The sequence below is a fragment of the Streptomyces sp. col6 genome (assembly GCF_008042035.1).
In the GTDB taxonomy this organism is placed as follows: Bacteria; Actinomycetota; Actinomycetes; order Streptomycetales; family Streptomycetaceae; genus Streptomyces.
Window position 1 is genome coordinate 34,497 of sequence record NZ_RDBL01000011.1, and the last position, 16,389, is coordinate 50,885.

Genomic DNA, 16,389 nt, shown 5'->3' on the forward strand with positions numbered 1-16,389 from the left:
CTCGCCGGGTGCCGGCAGGCAGACTGTTCCCCGTGACGACACTGAGCAAGGGCGCCAACATGCCGGTGACGGCATCCGCCGTCAGAGCCGTACTGGGCTGGTCGGCCGGGCCGGGTGTGCCCGACGTTGATGCGTCCGCGCTGGTGCTGGGCACCGACGGGCGGGTCCGCTCGGATGGTGACTTCGTCTTCTACAATCAGCCCCGGCACGCCTCCGGGGCCGTGCGCCACCTCGGCAAGCGGACGGGCTCCGACACGGTGGAGGCCGATCTCGCGGCGCTGGGACCGGATGTGGAACGCGTCGCCCTGTGCGCCTCGGCGGACGGGGGCACCTTCGGCCAGGTGCCCGGCCTCCACCTGCGCCTGCTCGACGCCGTGTCCGGCGCGGAGCTGGCCCGCTTCGACATGGCGGCGGGAGCGGAGACCGCGTTCGTGTGCGGGGAGGTCTACCGGCGGGCCGGCGGATGGAAGTTCCGGGCCGTGGGCCAGGGGTACGCGAGCGGGCTCGCCGGTCTGGCGACGGACTTCGGTATCAGCGTCGACGAACCCCGTACGACACCGGCGCCGCCGGCTCCGTCGCAGCCGCCGCCGGTCCCGCCCACCGCACCGCCGGGCGGGCCGTCGCCACGGCTCACCAAGGGCGAGGAGCACCTGCCGGTCGACATGCGCAAGCGCCTGTCCCTGCGCAAGCAGCAGGTGGCCGTCAGCCTCGGCAAGCACGGCCTGGATCGGCTGACCGCCCGGGTGATCCTCGTCCTGGACGCCTCCGGATCGATGAGCGCCCTCTACTCGCGCGGCACGGTGGCGGGTGTCACCGAGCGCATGGCGGCCGTCGCCGCGCAGGTCGACGACGACGGCGAGATGCAGGCGTGGACCTTCGCGTCGAACCCCGCCCGGCTGCCGGACCTCGTCATCGGTGACCTGCCCGAGTGGCTGCACCTGCACGTGCGGGTGGGGCAGGTCGGCCTCTTCGGGCGGAGGAAGCCCCCGAAGGGACTGGTCCCCGGCCAGGTCGACATGCGCGCGGTCGGCATCCAGAACGAGGAACAGAAGGTCATCGCCGAAGTGCGGGAGTACGTACGCGCCAACCCGGTGCCCGCCCCGACGCTCGTCCTGTTCTTCTCCGACGGCGGTGTGTACCGCAACGACGAGATCGAGCGCGAGCTGCGCGCGGCGGTGGAGGAGCCCGTCTTCTGGCAGTTCATCGGGCTCGGCCGGTCGCAGTACGGCGTGCTGGAGCGGTTCGACACCATGCCCGGCCGCCGCGTCGACAACGTCGGCTTCTTCGCCGTGGACGACATCGAGAAGGTCTCCGACCAAGAGCTGTACGACCGCCTGCTGTCGGAGTTCCCGTCCTGGCTGCAGGCCGCCCGGCAGGCCGGGATCCTGCGCTGAACCGTCGGGGCAGACGGAAGGGCGGCCGCCCGGGTCACCGGGTGGCCGCCCTCTGTGCCGGCAGGCGGTTCAGCCGTCCGTCACGGTGTGTTGTTGGCCAGGGCCAGCAGCCGGCTGGCGTCACCGCTGAACCGGTCGCGGTCCACGGCTCCCGAAATGCCGCCCACCGAACCGGAGTCGGTGTACTGCCAGAACGTCCAGTACGGGAAGCCCTTCGGGATGGTGGGGCTGGCCGCGCTCGTCCAGTGCGCGGTGAACAGCGGGCTGCGCGCGGACATGCCGCTCCAGCCCCCCGTGCACGAGTTCCACCAGCTCGCGCTGGTGTAGATGACGACGTCACGGCCCGTCTTGGCCTTGTACGTGTTGTAGAAGTCCAGGATCCACGACTGCATGGAGGCGGCCGACTTGCCGTAGCAGCCGCCCTCCAGGTCGAGCATTCCGGGAAGCGTCAGGTTGTCCCGCGACCAGGCGCCACCGTGGCTCGCGAAATAGGTGGCCTGCGCCGCTCCGGTGGACAGATTGGGGCGTGCGAAGTGGTACGCGCCCCGGATCACCTTCGCGTTGTAGGCGTTGAGGTAGTTGGCGTTGAAGTTGGGGTCCTTGTAGGTGGTGGACTCGGTGGCCTTGATGTAGGCGAACTTGATGCCCGCCGACTTCACCGACGACCAGTTGATCGAGCCCTGGTAGTGCGAGACGTCGATCCCGGGGAGCGTCGTGGCCTGGATGGCGGACGGGCGCTCCGGGGTGAGGTCGAGATGCCGGCTGTCCGGCGCGAACGTGTCGCCGTCGGTGAGGTAGCCGGCACCCATGTATCCGTCACCGAGGGGGATGGTGACGCCGGACGACGGGGACGGGTCGGCCGAGGCGGGCGTCGCCGAGACGGTGGGCACGAGCACCATGCCGAGGCCGGCGGCTCCGAGAGCCACCAGCTTGCGGAGTGCGGGTCTGCGGCTGCGAATGGTTAACAACGGAGCCTCCGGGGGGTGAGCGGAAGTGGTCTACTCGCGTAGCACGTGGGGCGGTTCCGAGCGTAGCTTTGTGTTCCGGGAGCGGCCCGTCACGCAGTGCGGCGAGAACATCGCCTTGACGGGTGCACGTCACGAGTGACGCATGAACTCCACTGTGGCGTAAAGGGTTTTGGGATGGCCTCTGTGGTCCAGTCCAGTGAAGAAGAGGCCGAGCTGCGGTGATTCCGCCACCCGGGTGAGAACTTTCATCCCCGTGAAACCCCGGCCCGCGCCCAGGAGGCGGCAAGACGCGCGCCGTCCCCCTCCGCCGCGAGCAGTGCGACGGCGATGTAGACCGCCTGCTCGGGAATCCGGAACCACAACGGGGTCGCCGGATCGGCGCCCAGCGGAATGTCCTCGACGGCGGCGTACACATTGGCGGGCAGCATCAGCACCAGGAGAGCCGCGAGACACACCCCGGCCGCAGGGCGGGTCGCCGTCCGTACGAGCCCGGCGGCGCCGAGCAGTTCCAGCACCCCGGTCCCGTACACCACGAGATGGGGGAGCGGGACGAACGGCGGCACCATCGCCGTCAGATCGTCGTGGCTCGGCATCACACCGCCGCCGTCCGGGACGAAGTGCGCCGCCCCGCTCGCCACGAACAGCACCGCCAGACCGTGGACGGCGGCGGCCCGCCAGGTCGCGAACCGGCGCACGCCCAGCGCACCCAGAAGGCGGAACACCAGCGTCGGCACGGCGAGCAGCATGAGGGATTCGAACATCAGGTCCTCCGATAGCGGCGGTCGGCGCGGGCACCGCCCACCACCGGGCAGACCCGTCGCACGGGCCGTGCCGGCGGACACCCCGTCACGGCCCCGAACACGACCGCCATGCTTCCCGGAACGCCCCGCCCAGGGCCCCAACCGGCCCCGTCCGGACGGCATTCGACACCGGCCTACACTGCCCGGATGGAATCGGTCACGCTGGACGCACTCGACCTGCGGCTCCTGCACGCCCTCCAACTCGACGGCCGGGCCCCCTTCAGCAAGATCGCCGGAGTACTCGACGTCTCCGACCGCACCGTGGCCCGTCGCTTCGGCAAGCTCCGGTCCGCCGGCGTCGCCCGTGTCGCCGGCGTGACCAACAGCCACCGCCTCGGCCACGCCGAATGGCTCGTCCGGCTGCGCGTACCGCCCGCTCGGAGCACCGCGCTCGCCCGCGCGCTCGCCCACCGCCCCGACACGGCGTGGGTGGCCGTCCTGTCGAGCGGCACGGAGATCGGCTGTGTCTTCCGCGTCGCCGGGGAGGGGCCGGCCCCGCTGGCCGCGCTGGGCCGGCTGTCGTACGTCACCCATGTCGACGCGCACCGCGTGCTGCGGCCGGTCATGGAACGGCGCTGGGCCGGCCGGAATCTGGCGCTGAGCGACGAGCAGATCGCCGCGCTCACGCCCGAGGCCGCCACGGACCCCCGGCAGGTGGAGCTGACCGACCTCGACCGCCGGCTGCTGCCCGCCCTCGCCGCCGACGGCCGCGCCGCCTACCCGGACCTGGCCCGGCGGATCGGCTGGTCGGAGTCCGCGGTACGCCGCCGACTGCATGAACTGCGCCGCTCGGGCGTCCTCCAGCTCGACGTCGAAGTCGACTCGGGTCTCTTCGGGTTCTCGGTGCAGTGCATGCTGCGGCTCTCCGTCGCGCCCGGCAGCCTCGCCCGCGTGGCCCGGGTTCTGGCGCAGGACGCCGAAGCGGCCTTCGTCGGCACCATGACGGGCTCCCACAACCTCATCACCGTCGCCGTCTGCCGGGACGCCGCGGCTCTCGACACCTACCTCACCGAGCGCGTCGGTACCCTCGACGGCGTCGACCACGTGGAATCCGCCCTGGTCACCGCGTACGTCAAACGCGCCGCCCCGGAGAGCTGAGACACCACCGTCAGCGTTCCGGGGCCGCGCTCGTCAGCTCCGGCTCCAGGCCCTCCGTCACCTCGCTGCGTCCGCGTCCCGAGTCCGCGCGCCAGGCCTCGAAGGCCCAGGCGGTCGACGCCACCACGGCGAGCCCGAGCAGCCAGCCACCGACCACATCGCTGAACCAGTGGACACCCAGCGCGACCCGGGTGAAACCCACCCCCAGCACCGACAGCACCGCCACGGCCCAGCACAGCACCCGCGCACGGCGCGGCACCAGCGGCAGCAGGACCAGCAGCAGCACCGCGAACGTCGTCGTGGCCGTCATCGCGTGCCCCGACGGGAACGAGAAACCGGGCGCCCGCGCCACCGGGTCCTCCAGCGACGGCCTGGCCCGCTCGACCACCAGCTTGACCAGCAGCCCCGACAAACCCCCGGCCACCGCCGTGACCGCGCTCCAGGCGGCCAGCCGCCAGGCACGCCGGTACAGCAGCCAGCCGGTCAGGAGGGCGACCACGCAACGCAGCGTCAGCGGGTCCCAGACCCAGTCGGACAGGAAGCGCAGCGTGCTCGTCCAGGCCGGGTGGCCGAGCGCGGTGCGGTGCAGGTGCCCCGCAGCGCCCGAGTCCACCGCGCGCAGCGGCCGCCAGTGCCCCTCGACGAGGACCAGCACCAGCGCGAACGGCACCGCGGACAGCGCCGCGACGGCGGCGGCGCCCAGCAGACGCACGCCGAACGCGCGGTCCGCCGCCCGGCGCCGCCGCTCACGCAGCAGGCGAGTGGTGGCTCGTACAACCATTCATGCTCCCGGATCGTCTTGGATCGGACCGGGCCGGCGGGCGCGGGCAGCCTCCAGCTGCGCCGCGAAGGACAGCCCGAGGAACAGGGCTATGGAGGTCAGATACGCCCACAGCAGCAGCGACATGAAGGCGCTCAGCGGGCCGTAGACCGTGTCGAAGGAGCCGCTGAGGGAGAGGTACTGGCTCAGCAGATAGGTCAGTGCCGTCCACAGCACCAGGTAGAGGGCCGCGCCGAACGCCAGCCACGTGTAGCCCGGCTGGTTGCGGCGCGGTGAGCGGCGGAAGATCGCACTCGCCGACATCAGGGCCAGCAGCAGACCGCACGGCCAGCGCAGCAGGTCCCAGGCGGTCCTCGCCGTGTCGCTGAGGTGGTACACCGTGGCGGCGGCCGTGACGAGATCGCCGCCGACGACCATCAGGATGAACCCGAGCCCCAGCGGGATGCCCGCCGTCAGCGACATCACCAGGCCCCGGAAGTACTTCTGATGGAAGGGGCGGTCGCGCTCGACCCCGTATATCCGGTTGGCCCCGCGCTCTATCTGGCACATCGCCGTCGTCACGTTGACCAGCGAGAAGAGCAGCCCGAACCAGAGCGTGAGCTGAGAGCCCTCGCCGGCACGGCGACGGCTGCGGTCGAGCGCGTCGTCCACCACATCGGCGCTCGGCCCCGCCGCGATCCGATGGATCGTCAACTCCGCGAGCCTGCCCACGTTCTCGGTGTGCAGCGAGGCCGAGAGGCCGACGAACGCGATCACCAGCGGGATGACCGCGAGGACCGTCTGGAGCGCCAGCGCGCGCGAATGGCTGAAGCCGTCGGCGTAACGGAAGCGTACGAACGAGTCACGCACCAGCGGCCAGCCCCCGTAGCGGCGCAGCGATGCCAGCGCCTCGTCCGCGGTCAGTTCGTCGCCCGTCATGTGCCGGGTCTGCGGCACCCGGGTGGCGGTACCCACTACTTGCCCCTCGACGGCAGGAGCACGGTGAGCGCCCCGGGCCGCACCTCGGCGACGAACCGGCGGCCCGGCTCCACCGGGTCGCCGTCGAGCTCCCTCGACTGCGCTGTGGCGAAGCGGACTTCGGCGTGGCGGAAGGTGAAGTACTCCACGGGCGTGTCGCCGGAGTGCTCCGGCTTGCGGCCTCCGCGCAGCACCGCCCCCACGGCCCGCAGCCAGCCACCCGGGCCGTGCGGATCGAACAGGGCCAGGTCGAGCAGCCCGTCGTCGGGCCGGGCGGACGGGACGAGCGTCGCCCCGCCCTGGACGTCCCCGATGTTGGCGAGCAGCACCATCCGCGCCGTACGACGCAGCACCGGCCCGCCGTCCAGCCGGACGGACACCGACATGCGCGGCGCCCGCAGACCGCGCAGCCCGGCGACCACGTACGCGGGCCAGCCGATCGCGGCCTTCGCCGCACTGCCGGTGTTCTCCAGCATCGCGGCGTCCAGGCCCGCCCCGGACATCGCGGTGAAGTGGGTGGCCGGAAGGCCGTCGCCCTCGATGCGGCCGAGGTCGATCCGCCGCTCGGTCCCGCCCAGCGCGGCGGCCAGCGCCTCGGTCGGCGCGACCGGCAGACCCAGGTTCCGCGCCAGCAGGTTGCCCGTGCCGCAGGGGACCACGGCCAGCGGGACCCCGGTGCCGGCCAGCCGGTCGGCCGCCGCGCGGATCGTTCCGTCGCCCCCGCACACCACAACCAGCGACGCACCGTCGCGCACGGCTGCCGCGGCCTGGCCGCCGCCCGGGTCGTCGGCCGTCGTGTCGACGAACTCGGCGCCGTGACGCCCGTACTGTTCCAGGACGAGCCGCAACGTCTCGCGCTGCTCCTCGTCGGCGACCGTCGGATTGACCACGACGACGGTGCGGCCCGTGACCTGCTCCGCGTGCTCGGCCGCCGCCTCCTGCGCGATCTCCATGGCGTTCTTGGGGACCGGGGCGGGGCTCCTGCCCTCGGTCAGCAGTGCACGCCCCGCGATCAGGAGCGACAGGGCGCCGTTCAGCATCCCGCCGAGGACATCGGTGGGGTGGTGCATCCCCCGGTAGAGCCGGGCCAGTGCCACGAGCACCGGAATGAGCAGCAGCAGCCCGGCGAGCACCTTGTGGCGCCGGCTGCGCCCGCCGGGAAGGAGGGCCAGCACGGCGAGACCGGCGTACAGCGCCGTCGCCGCCCCGGTGTGCCCGGAGGTGTAACTGGCCGTCGGCGGCGACGCGTCGAGCCGGTCCACATCGGGCCGGTCGCGGTCCACGCAGATGGTGATCACCAGGAACACCAGGGACTGCAGCGAGACACCGACGGCGAGGAAGACGGCCTGCCGCCACTTCGGCAGCCGGGGGATCACGACCAGGCCCAGGCACACCAGGACGGTGATGGCGATGATGGTGAGGGTGTTGCCGGCCTCCGACGCGACGAACGACACATCGGTCAGGGGGCCGGTCCGCAGGTGCTCGAACCCCTCGTTGACCTTGTCCTCGACGCTCAGCGGCCAGACCGCCTGGGCGGGCCCGGTGATCAGGAGTCCGAGACCCACCATGAGCGCCGCTTGCCCGACGGTCAGCGCGCCGAGGCGCAGTGCGGCCGTCCCGGTCCCGGTCCTCAGGGCCGGGGAGCGGCCGGGCTCCGACGGGGCGCGGGACTCGGTCGTCCGCTGGACGGGTCTATCCGGCTGGGTGGCAGACATGGGGTTCCCCCTCTTCGACGGCGGGGACGCTTCGGTCCTTCCGGTGACCCGCCGTCTGCCCCGTAATCCGTTGGTCAGGCATGCCGTCGCCGGACCTGCCTGATGAGGGGGTGTGCCCGGCGGCGGCGCGGGTACGCGGACGGCGTCCGGACGAACGAGCCCCGCGAACAGGAGGACGGTCATGGCGGTACCGAAAACGGGTCTGCTGGTGCTGGACTGCGCCGAGCCGCAGGAACTGGCCGACTTCTACGCCGCGTTGCTCGGCGCCGAGGTCCGCCCCGGGCACGATCTCGACACCATCGAGGTCGTGGGCGCGGCCGGTATCCACCTCGCGATATGCAGGGACCACGGGTACGCCCCGCCGAGCTGGCCCAGGCCCGACGACTCGCAACAGGCCCATCTGCGCATCCTGGTCGCCCGCGAGGACATCGACGAGGCGGAACGCGAGGCGGTCGGCCTCGGCGCGCGTCCCCTGGACACGAAGAACAACGGCGGCGCCCGTGACGCCCGCCTCTACTCCGACCCCGCCGGACACCCCTTCACGCTGGCCACACCGGCGGCGTAACAGGCGTAGCAACCCTGCCGCCTCGCGCGGCAGCCACGCACACACATCCGCGAGCACGCATACCTACGACTAGGAGTCCCCATGTCTTCCTCGCTCGTCGAGACCGTCGATATCAAGGCCCCGGTCGCCGTCAGCTGGGCCCTGTGGAGCGATGTCGCCCGCTGGCCCGCCTTTCTGAGCCACGTCCGGCACGTCGAGCCGCTGGACGCCCGCCGCTTCGCCTGGCAGCTCTCCCTCCCCGGCGCCGACAAGAGCTTCGTGGCCGAACTCACCGAGGTCGTCCCGGAGAACCGCATCGCCTGGAAGACCACGGAAGGCGTCCATCACGCCGGGGTCGTCACCTTCCACCGGCTGGACGACGAGTCGAGCCGGGTGGCCCTGCAGATCGAGTACGACCCTCAGGGTTTCGTGGAGTACCTGGGCGCCCTCACGCACTTGGACTCGGTCCTGGCCAACTACGACCTCGGTGAGTTCCAGAAGCTGGCCGAACGGACCGCGCGGGGCGACTTCTGACCCTCCTCAGTCCACCGGGTGGCCCGGCGGAATGTCGATCGCACCGGTGACCGACAGGAACGGGAAACCCTTGTCCGCCGGGTGCCGCACCTCCTGCGGCGCGAGCAGGAACCCGACGTGGTCCCCGCCGTCGACGCGCTGCTCGACGCGGCCGACGAACCACGCGGGGGCCTCGTCCAGCACCGGCACCCCGCCCGGCCCGGGATGCCAGGCGACCCGCGCGAACTTGTCCGTACGGTCTCCGGTCTCGCCGCCGAAGAGGCGCGCCAGTGCCCTCTGGTCCCGGCGGAGCAGATGGACGGCGAGGTGGTCGGCCCGCGCGGCGACACGGCAGGTGCGGTTCAGCTCCGACACCCACACCATGAACCGGGCCGGACGCATCGAGCACTGCGAACCGAAGCCGACGAGACAGCCGGCCCGCTCACCGTCCGCCTCGGCGGTCACCACATACATCGGATAGTCGAGCGCGTCGGTGAAGCGGTCGAATGCGATCACGGTGTGGCTCCTTGTCCGGGGTCTCCCTACGGGCCTGTTACGGCACCACCCCGCCGGTGAAGAAACCGGCGGGGTGGTGCGGGCCAACGTTACCCAGGTACGCGGGCGGGGTTCAGGCCATCTCGGGCTGTGGTTCCAGCTTCGGCGCGGGCGCCGCCTTCGGCTCCCACCGCCGGTTGAGCCGTACGTAACCGTAGATCACCGATCCCATGGCCAGCAGGAGCAGCGGTCCGAACAGCCACGGGTAGTGGGCCATCTCCAGCGACAGATAGCGGTACGCCACCAGGAGCGCGGCGAACACCACCGTGCCGTAGGCGACCAGCTGAACGGCCGACCGGTCCCAGCCGCGTTCGAGCGCGCGCATGCCCGTCTCGATCGTGAGCGTGAACACCACACCGGCGACAAGGTCCGCGCCGTAGTGGTAGCCGAAGCCCAGGGTCGCGGCGAGCGTGGCGACCAGCCAGAAGGCGCCGGCGTACTGGAGGAACTTCGGGCCCTTGCGGGAGTGGATGAAGATCGCGGTGGCCCACGCGGTGTGCAGGCTGGGCATGCAGTTGCGCGGGGTGATCTCGTCGAACGGCATGTGGTGGGGGGTGCCGATCGGAACGGCGGTCCCGGGCCACAGGTCGGCCACCGCCCAGTGCCCGCCGTCGGCGCCGTACGCGAAGACCGGGCCGACCACCGGGAAGATCATGTAGATGGCCGGGCCGAGGAGACCGATCACCAGAAAGGTGCGCACCAGGTGGTGGCCGGGGAAGACGCGGTCGGTCGCCACGTTGCGCAGCTGGTACAGCGCGACACAGACCGCGGCGACCGCCAGCTGCGCGTAGACGGCGTTGAGGAAGTGGGCGCCGGCCGAGCCGGTCGCTTCGACGAGCCGCCCCACCAGCCAGGACGGGTTGCCGAGCGCGTGGTCGGCGTTGGCCATGTACTGGTCGAGCACATCGGGGCGCGTCTTCGAGGTGATGAGCAGCCAGGTGTCACCGGTCTTCCGCCCGGTCACCAGGAGCAGACCCAGACCGACGCCCTTCAGGAGCAGCATGCGTTCCTGGCCCGTGCGACGGGTGAGGGCGATGACCGTGACCCCGATGATCACCCACAGCGCGCCGTTCCCGAAGGGGTGTCCCTCGGTGACGGGAGCGTCGGCCACCCACCGGATCAGCGCGATGACGAGGTCGATGCCGGCCGCTACACCGAGCGCGATGAAACGCTGCCGCCAGGTGAGGACCACCATCATCAGACCCATGCTGGCGTACAGCAGGAAGCCCGACTTGGGTGCGACCACCACTTCCTGGACCTGCGTGGTCATCGGCCCCGGCAGCCCGTAGTGGCGTGCGGCGAACTCCAGCGCGACAAGGAACGCGAGCGTCACCACCGCCGCCGCCGTCCAGAGGATCGCCCGCGGCCGGCGCCACGCGGCGAAGGGTATTCGTCGGCTTATTCGCGAAAACGCCCGCGATGCTATAGGTATCAATTCTCTGGCCGATGTCCTGGGTTTTGGTCAAATAGGTCGCTTTTCATGCCTTATGGCATGGTGTGCGGGCGATGAGGGTGGTCGCCGGGGTGGGATCATGCTAACCGAGCGGTTTCGACGGGTATTCGCCGGTCATGGACGCGCGAAAAGTCCTGTCCCGAAAGAGGTGTAGCCCGCCACGGGGGCGGGCTACGGTGCTCCTCCCTGCGGAGCGGTGGGTGCGGGACGGTCAGGAGAGCGTGCAGCTCACGGTCGGCACGGCGCCGGCGGCCGGTGTGCCCTGGAAACCGAAGCCGGTGTGCGCCCCTGCCGCGAGGCCGCCGTTGTAGTCGGTGCTGGTGACGGTGACGGAAGCGCCGGTCTGGGTGTAGGACGCGTTCCACATGTTCGTGATCTTCTGGCTGCCGCCGTAGGTCCAGGTCAGCTTCCACGAGGTGGCGGGCGCCGTACCCGTGTTGGTCACGGTGACGTCCACCCCGAACCCGCTGCCCCAGTCCCCGTTCACGGTGTAGACGGCCTTGCAGCCGGTGTTGCCGCCGGCGCCGGTCGTGGTGGCCGCGGCGGACGCGGAGGGTGTCGAGGTGTTGCCCGCGGCATCGCGGGCCCGGACGGTGTACGTGTACGAGGTGCCGGCCGTCACGCCGGTGTCCGTGAACGTGGTGCCGGTGGCGGTGCCGGCCTTGGTGGAGCCGCGGTACACGTCGTAGCCGGTGACTCCGGTGTCGTCGGACGCGGCCTTCCAGGACAGGGAGACGGACGTCGCGGTGGTCCCGGTGACGGTGAGGCCCGTCGGGGCCGTGGGCGCCTGGGTGTCGCCCCCGCCGCTGCCGGTGCCGTTGCCGAAGTCGGGCGCCTTGATGCTCGCCAGGTAGCCGTCCTTCACGGTGTCGACCGAGGTCCAGTCGTCCTTGAGGATGCCGCCGGTGTCCCCGGAGTTCGGGTTCCAGGACCAGAAGGTCCACGAGAAGCTGTCGGCCCCGTACTGGCTCGTCGGCCGCAGATAGCCGGCCAGGGCCTTGAGCCACTTCTGGTCGGTCGTGGACTGGAGCGTGGTGCCGAACTCACCCACCCACACCGGGGCGATGTTCTGCTTGAAGATGTAGCCCCAGTACTTGTCCCAGACGCCGGGCATGTTGTCGGGGAACGAGGCGTCGGTGAACCACGGCTGCTGGGCGACGCTGGTGGCGTAGTCGTGCGCCGAGTACACCACCCGGTGCGGCATGCTCAGCTCCACCGGGTACTGGCCGACGCCCATGAGGTTGCCGCCCCACCAGCCGGACACCCCGTCGACGGTCTGCACCCCTTCCACGAAGATCAGCAGGTTCGGGTTGGCCGACAGGACGGCGTCGCCGCCGCGCTCCGCCGCCAGTCGCCAGTCCTTCGTGGTGTCACCGCAGCCCCAGCAGGCGGGGTCGTGCGGTTCGTTGTGCAGGTCGATGCCGACCACCGCGTCGTTGCCCGCGTACCGGGCGGCCAGCGACGTGAGGTTGGCCAGCCAGGTGGACTCGGGGACGGCCGAGGTGTACCAGAGCGCCGACTGGCCTGCCGAGTCCGGGCGGTGCCGGTCCAGGATGACCTTCATGCCGACGCTGCCCGCGTGGTCCACGATGCGGTCCATCACCTGGAGCGAGTCGAGTCCCTGCAGGTCGGTGTTCATCCCGCCCGAATAGTTGATGCTCGCCGGGTCGGTGCCGGCGAAGATGTCGTCGCTGTAGGGCAGCCGGATGGTGTTGTAGCCCAGCGACCGCATCTGGTCGATCATGCTCTTGTAGTCGCGTGACCACAGGCCGTGAGGCACGTAGTTGGCGGTCTCGAAGCCGAACCAGTTGATGCCGGCGATGCGCACCGGCCGGTCGGCGGCGTCCAGGATCTGCCGCCCGCTGGTGTGCCAGTAGCCCGACCCGGCAGCCGTCGCGGCCGGCTGGGCGGCCGAGGCCGTGGCGGCGCCGACAAGGGGCAGGAGCAGGGCGGCCGCGCCGAAGGCGGCGGCTCTGGCGGCTCTGCGGAGGGTGCGGAGAGGGTGAAGCACGGTGCTGGTTCCTCTCTCGGGGGCGCGGTGTCGGCGCGAGAAGGGTGGGAGCGCTCCCATCTCGCGCCGCGCGCCGCGCCGCCTGTGATGTGGGGACGGGGGTGCGGGAGTCGCCGGCCACCTCCCCGCTGCCGGGGTGGAGTCCCGTTGCCCGGGGGTGGGGTGGGTGGCGGTGACCCGGCGCCATAAAAGCGATAGAGCCATGGGCATGTCAATGGGGCGTGCGGCGTTCATGTGTTGAAGGCAGTGAGGCGGGTGTGGCAGGCGCCCGCGGCGCGCGCCGTTCGGGATGGGTTCCGGAATGAGGTGGACGCCCACGCCTCGCGATGTAAAGATATGTCACATGACGCATGATCATGCATTGCCGTATATGAGCGACACCCTGACCTGGCCGACGGGCTTTCTCGCGTACACCGGTCACGGTGGGCTGCGCGAGGAGGGCGACGACATCTCGATCGTCGCATCGGACCGGCCGGCGGTAAGTGCCGCCGTGTTCACGCAGAGCCTCTTCGCGGGACCGGCCGTGGTGCTCAGCCGCAGGCACGCCGCCGGGCGCAGCCTGAGCGCCGTGACCACGCTGGCGCAGAACGCCAATGTCGCCACCGGGCGCCAGGGCGAGGAGAACGCCGCCGAGGTCGTCCGCCGCGTCGCCGGGATCCTCGGGGTCCCCGAAGGCGATGTGCTCATCGGTTCCACGGGTGTCATCGGCCGCCCGCTGCCGATGACCACCATCCTCCCGCACTTCGACAGGACCGCCGAGCGGGGCATCGCGGCGTTCACGGCCGGCCCCCGGGACGTGGCCCGCGCGATGATGACCACCGACACCCGCCCCAAGACCGCCGTCCGCACCGTCGGGCGGGCCCGCATCGTGGGTGTCGCCAAGGGGGTCGGCATGCTGGAGCCCAACATGGCCACGATGCTCGCCTATGTATTCACCGATGCCGAGCTGGCGCCGGCCGACCTGGACGCCGCGTTGCGCGGGGCGGTGGACCGCACGTTCAACTGTCTGAGCGTCGACACCGACACCTCCACCTCCGACACCGTGGCCGTCATCGCCAACGGGGCGGCCGGAGCGGTCGATCCGGTGCTGTTCGCCGAGGCGCTCGCGGACCTGTGCCTGGAGCTCACCCTGCAACTGGCGAGCGACGGCGAAGGGGCCACCAAGCTGCTGCGTGTCACCGTGGGCGGCGCCCGCGACCACGCGCAGGCCAAACGCGTCGCCAAGAGCGTGGTGAACTCCCCGCTGGTGAAGACCGCCGTCCATGGCGCCGACCCCAACTGGGGGCGGGTTCTCATGGCGATCGGCAAGAACACCGACGACACCGACATCCACCCGGACGCCGTCACCGTGAAGTTCGGGGACATCGAGGTGTATCCGGAGGAGCCCGAGGCGGACACCCTCGGAAAACTCGTGGACCTCATGCGGCGCGACGAGGTGGACATCGCGATCACGCTCGGCCTCGGTGGTGGTGAAGCGACCGTGTACGGCTGCGACCTGTCGGCCGGCTACATCCGCGTCAACGCCGACTACACGACCTGACGAGCCGGTCCGCCGCCCCGGCGACGGACCGCGCTACACCCGTACGAAGGACCCCACCAGCACCGCCAGGGAAACCACGAGCATGCCGAGGCAGTTCACCCAGAACGTGGTGTTGAGGGCCCGTGCGCGGATGTGTGCCACGGCGGCGGCGATGAAGTAGACCACGATCGCCGCCGTCGTTGTCATCGCGACACCGGAGACCCAGAAGCCGACGACCAGGCCCACCACCGACGCGGTCTTGGCGGTGGTCAGCACCCACCACCAGTCGCGCGGCAGCCGCACGCCCTCCAGGCAGTCGACGATGAACCGGGGCGGGCGCAGCATCATCGCCGCGTCGCCGGCCTGGATGACGAGCAGAACCACCACCGGCCATACGGGGGAGGGGAGTTCGGAGAGTGTCATCGGTCAGTTCCCTTCCTGGGCGGCGACGAACGCGGCGATGGTCCGGAGCCTCACCGCCGTCTGCTGGTGGTCGGTCGTTCCGGCGGCGAGCAGCATCAGTTCCCCCAGGTAGCCGGCGAACATCACCTGCGCGCCGAGCCGGGCCCGCTCCTCGGGCATGCCCGCGTTGACCATCGCGGCCGTGAGGTTGTTCTCGGTGAGCGTGCGCAGTGCGCCCAGGGCGGCGTTCTCGGGCCGGCCCCGGGCCAGCGTCCGGAAGTACGCGCGGGCGAGGTCGTCGTTCTCGGCGAACAGCCCCAGGAACGGGTCGAAGTAGTGGGCCAGATACTCCACGGCGGGCTGTGCGGCCCCTGCCGTCGCCGGTTCGGGCGGGGCGGGGATGCGGTCGGCGATGGCCTGGTCGTACACCAGGCTCAGCAGCGACTCCTTGTCCCCGACGGCCATGACCGCGCCCACCGAAACCCCGGCCTCGGCGGCGATCTGACGCACCGTCGTGTTCTGGAAGCCGTGCTCCGTGAAGAGCCGGGCGGCCGCCTCGACGATGCGGGCGGCGGTCCGCCGCTTCTGCGCCGCGCGCGTTGACTGAACCTGTTCATCGAACACGTTCACAATGTACGGGCGTGAGCGCGCCCATGCAAGAGCCCCGGCCCGCGCAGTGGCGGACCGGGGCTCCGGAAGAGCTCTACAGTTCGTCGCCGAACGCGTCGGCCAGCTCGCGGTACTCGGCCAGCGGCAGCCCGGTCTTCCCCCGGTCGGCGGTGACCACCTGGAGTGCCACGTGGTTCGCCCCGGCGTCGAAGTACTCGTTCGCCCGCGCCTTCACCCGCTCGGCGTCGCCGAGGGCGAACAGGGCGTCCAGCAGACGCGCACTGCCCCCGTCCTCGAAGTCGCTCTCCGTGAAGCCGAGGCGCAGCAGGTTGCCCGTGTAGTTGGGCAGCTTGAGGTACATCGCCAGCATGGCGCGGGCCGTGTCGCATGCCCGGTCGAGATCGGTGTCGAGCACGACGGACAGCTCGGGGGCGAGCAGCGCGTCCGGTCCGAGCGCCTCGCGCGCCTCCGCCGTGTGCGCGGCCGTGACGAGGTAGGGGTGTGCGCCCAGCGCCCGGTCCGACGCGAGCTTCAGCATCCTCGGGCCGAGCGCCGCCAGCACCCGGTGCCCGGAGCCCACGGACGGGTCGGCGGCGTCCAGGGCGTCGAGGTAGGCCACCATCGCGCTGTACGGCTTCGCGTACTGGGGGGCCAGCGCGTCGTGGCTGACGCCCAGGCCGAGGACGAAACGGCCCCGGGCGTGCGCGTCGATCGCGGAGATCCGGGCCGCCACCTCCTCGGCGGTGTGGTTCCAGATGCTCAGGATGCCGGTGGCGACGGTGATGGCCGAGGTGGCGTCGACGATCGCGGCGGCGTCGTCGGGCGAGGGGCTGCTGCCGAGCCACAGCGTCCCGTATCCGAGCGCCTCGATCTCCGCGACCGCCTCCTCGATCGCCTTCTTTCCGTCGGCGTCCACCCGCGACGCGTGCAGCGCCCCGTTCCAGATGCCGACCCGGCCGAACGTCTCACGTGTCTCAGAAGTCATGCCGGGGGCAACAGCGCCGGGCTCCCGCTATTCCCGGGCCGCTGCGACCGGGCCGGTTCCCGCCCGACACGCCGTCACCGCGCCG

General features: G+C 71.2%; 16 protein-coding genes. 5 read left to right on the forward strand and 11 right to left on the reverse strand.

Going from position 1 to position 16,389, the window contains the following annotated elements; translation table 11 throughout:
* The first annotated feature begins 59 nt into the window (after positions 1-59).
* Positions 60-1,394: a VWA domain-containing protein gene (locus EAO73_RS15610; protein WP_412074599.1), complete on the forward strand. Its 1,335-nt coding sequence runs from the start codon at positions 60-62 to the stop codon at positions 1,392-1,394.
* 80 nt (positions 1,395-1,474) lie between these two features.
* On the opposite strand, the gene EAO73_RS15615 is transcribed toward EAO73_RS15610, so the two are convergent.
* Complete coding sequence (locus tag EAO73_RS15615; RefSeq protein WP_147972152.1) at positions 1,475-2,320, reverse strand: GH25 family lysozyme; 846 nt, start codon at positions 2,318-2,320, stop codon at positions 1,475-1,477.
* Positions 2,321-2,607: 287 nt separating this feature from the next.
* Entirely contained in the window at positions 2,608-3,123 is a 516-nt protein-coding gene (locus EAO73_RS15620) for a hypothetical protein (protein ID WP_147972153.1), read from the reverse strand.
* A 186-nt stretch (positions 3,124-3,309) separates the two neighbouring features.
* On the opposite strand from EAO73_RS15620, the gene EAO73_RS15625 reads away from it, so the two are divergent.
* Positions 3,310-4,260, forward strand: coding sequence for an Lrp/AsnC family transcriptional regulator (locus tag EAO73_RS15625; protein WP_147972154.1), 951 nt, complete (start codon positions 3,310-3,312; stop codon positions 4,258-4,260).
* Between the two features lie 10 nt (positions 4,261-4,270).
* On the opposite strand, the gene EAO73_RS15630 is transcribed toward EAO73_RS15625, so the two are convergent.
* From EAO73_RS15630 to EAO73_RS15640, 3 genes are read right to left on the reverse strand one after another with little or no spacing between them, the layout of a single operon-like run.
* A complete protein-coding gene (locus EAO73_RS15630; RefSeq protein WP_147972155.1) occupies positions 4,271-5,041 on the reverse strand; it encodes a phosphatase PAP2 family protein in 771 nt (256 codons plus the stop codon).
* Positions 5,042-5,995 (reverse strand): YihY/virulence factor BrkB family protein, encoded by a 954-nt coding sequence (locus EAO73_RS15635; RefSeq protein ID WP_147972156.1) that lies wholly within the window; start codon positions 5,993-5,995, stop codon positions 5,042-5,044.
* Positions 5,995-7,713: a diacylglycerol kinase family protein gene (locus EAO73_RS15640; RefSeq protein ID WP_147972157.1), complete on the reverse strand. Its 1,719-nt coding sequence runs from the start codon at positions 7,711-7,713 to the stop codon at positions 5,995-5,997. Before EAO73_RS15640 ends, EAO73_RS15635 begins: the two co-directional genes overlap by 1 nt.
* A 181-nt stretch (positions 7,714-7,894) precedes the next feature.
* Here EAO73_RS15640 and EAO73_RS15645 point away from each other — a divergent pair, with 181 nt between their 5' ends.
* Together EAO73_RS15645 and EAO73_RS15650 are read left to right on the forward strand one after the other, a co-directional pair.
* Positions 7,895-8,278 carry a VOC family protein gene (locus tag EAO73_RS15645; protein ID WP_147972158.1) on the forward strand — a complete coding sequence of 128 codons (384 nt, stop codon included), beginning with the start codon at positions 7,895-7,897 and terminating at the stop codon, positions 8,276-8,278.
* 81 nt (positions 8,279-8,359) lie between these two features.
* Complete coding sequence (locus EAO73_RS15650) at positions 8,360-8,791, forward strand: SRPBCC family protein (protein ID WP_147972159.1); 432 nt, start codon at positions 8,360-8,362, stop codon at positions 8,789-8,791.
* 6 nt (positions 8,792-8,797) lie between these two features.
* Here EAO73_RS15650 and EAO73_RS15655 read toward each other — a convergent pair whose 3' ends face one another.
* The 3 genes from EAO73_RS15655 to EAO73_RS15665 all read right to left on the reverse strand — a co-directional run bounded on the left by EAO73_RS15655 (position 8,798) and on the right by EAO73_RS15665 (position 12,789).
* Complete coding sequence (locus tag EAO73_RS15655; protein ID WP_147972160.1) at positions 8,798-9,286, reverse strand: flavin reductase family protein; 489 nt, start codon at positions 9,284-9,286, stop codon at positions 8,798-8,800.
* A gap of 112 nt (positions 9,287-9,398) precedes the next feature.
* Positions 9,399-10,715 (reverse strand): phosphatase PAP2 family protein, encoded by a 1,317-nt coding sequence (locus EAO73_RS15660; RefSeq protein WP_412074600.1) that lies wholly within the window; start codon positions 10,713-10,715, stop codon positions 9,399-9,401.
* A gap of 274 nt (positions 10,716-10,989) precedes the next feature.
* Positions 10,990-12,789, reverse strand: coding sequence for a cellulase family glycosylhydrolase (locus tag EAO73_RS15665; RefSeq protein ID WP_147972162.1), 1,800 nt, complete (start codon positions 12,787-12,789; stop codon positions 10,990-10,992).
* A 370-nt stretch (positions 12,790-13,159) separates the two neighbouring features.
* Here EAO73_RS15665 and argJ point away from each other — a divergent pair, with 370 nt between their 5' ends.
* A complete protein-coding gene (gene argJ / locus EAO73_RS15670) occupies positions 13,160-14,329 on the forward strand; it encodes a bifunctional glutamate N-acetyltransferase/amino-acid acetyltransferase ArgJ (protein ID WP_147972163.1) in 1,170 nt (389 codons plus the stop codon).
* Positions 14,330-14,362: 33 nt separating this feature from the next.
* On the opposite strand, the gene EAO73_RS15675 is transcribed toward argJ, so the two are convergent.
* The 3 genes from EAO73_RS15675 to EAO73_RS15685 all read right to left on the reverse strand — a co-directional run bounded on the left by EAO73_RS15675 (position 14,363) and on the right by EAO73_RS15685 (position 16,304).
* Positions 14,363-14,731: a DoxX family protein gene (locus EAO73_RS15675; RefSeq protein WP_147972164.1), complete on the reverse strand. Its 369-nt coding sequence runs from the start codon at positions 14,729-14,731 to the stop codon at positions 14,363-14,365.
* Positions 14,732-14,734: 3 nt separating this feature from the next.
* Positions 14,735-15,334, reverse strand: a complete 600-nt coding sequence (locus EAO73_RS15680) for a TetR/AcrR family transcriptional regulator (RefSeq protein ID WP_147972165.1) — start codon at positions 15,332-15,334, stop codon at positions 14,735-14,737.
* A 79-nt stretch (positions 15,335-15,413) separates the two neighbouring features.
* Positions 15,414-16,304, reverse strand: coding sequence for an LLM class F420-dependent oxidoreductase (locus EAO73_RS15685; protein WP_147972166.1), 891 nt, complete (start codon positions 16,302-16,304; stop codon positions 15,414-15,416).
* Positions 16,305-16,389 lie beyond the last annotated feature (85 nt).

Coding starts and splice junctions, on each gene's coding strand:
- EAO73_RS15610 (WP_412074599.1), top strand. CDS start 60: ATGCCGGTGACGGCATCCGCCGTCAGAGCCGTACTGGGCTGGTCGGCC.
- EAO73_RS15620 (WP_147972153.1), bottom strand. CDS start 3,123: ATGTTCGAATCCCTCATGCTGCTCGCCGTGCCGACGCTGGTGTTCCGC.
- EAO73_RS15625 (WP_147972154.1), top strand. CDS start 3,310: ATGGAATCGGTCACGCTGGACGCACTCGACCTGCGGCTCCTGCACGCC.
- EAO73_RS15630 (WP_147972155.1), bottom strand. CDS start 5,041: ATGGTTGTACGAGCCACCACTCGCCTGCTGCGTGAGCGGCGGCGCCGG.
- EAO73_RS15640 (WP_147972157.1), bottom strand. CDS start 7,713: ATGTCTGCCACCCAGCCGGATAGACCCGTCCAGCGGACGACCGAGTCC.
- EAO73_RS15645 (WP_147972158.1), top strand. CDS start 7,895: ATGGCGGTACCGAAAACGGGTCTGCTGGTGCTGGACTGCGCCGAGCCG.
- EAO73_RS15650 (WP_147972159.1), top strand. CDS start 8,360: ATGTCTTCCTCGCTCGTCGAGACCGTCGATATCAAGGCCCCGGTCGCC.
- argJ (WP_147972163.1), top strand. CDS start 13,160: ATGAGCGACACCCTGACCTGGCCGACGGGCTTTCTCGCGTACACCGGT.
- EAO73_RS15675 (WP_147972164.1), bottom strand. CDS start 14,731: ATGACACTCTCCGAACTCCCCTCCCCCGTATGGCCGGTGGTGGTTCTG.
- EAO73_RS15685 (WP_147972166.1), bottom strand. CDS start 16,304: ATGACTTCTGAGACACGTGAGACGTTCGGCCGGGTCGGCATCTGGAAC.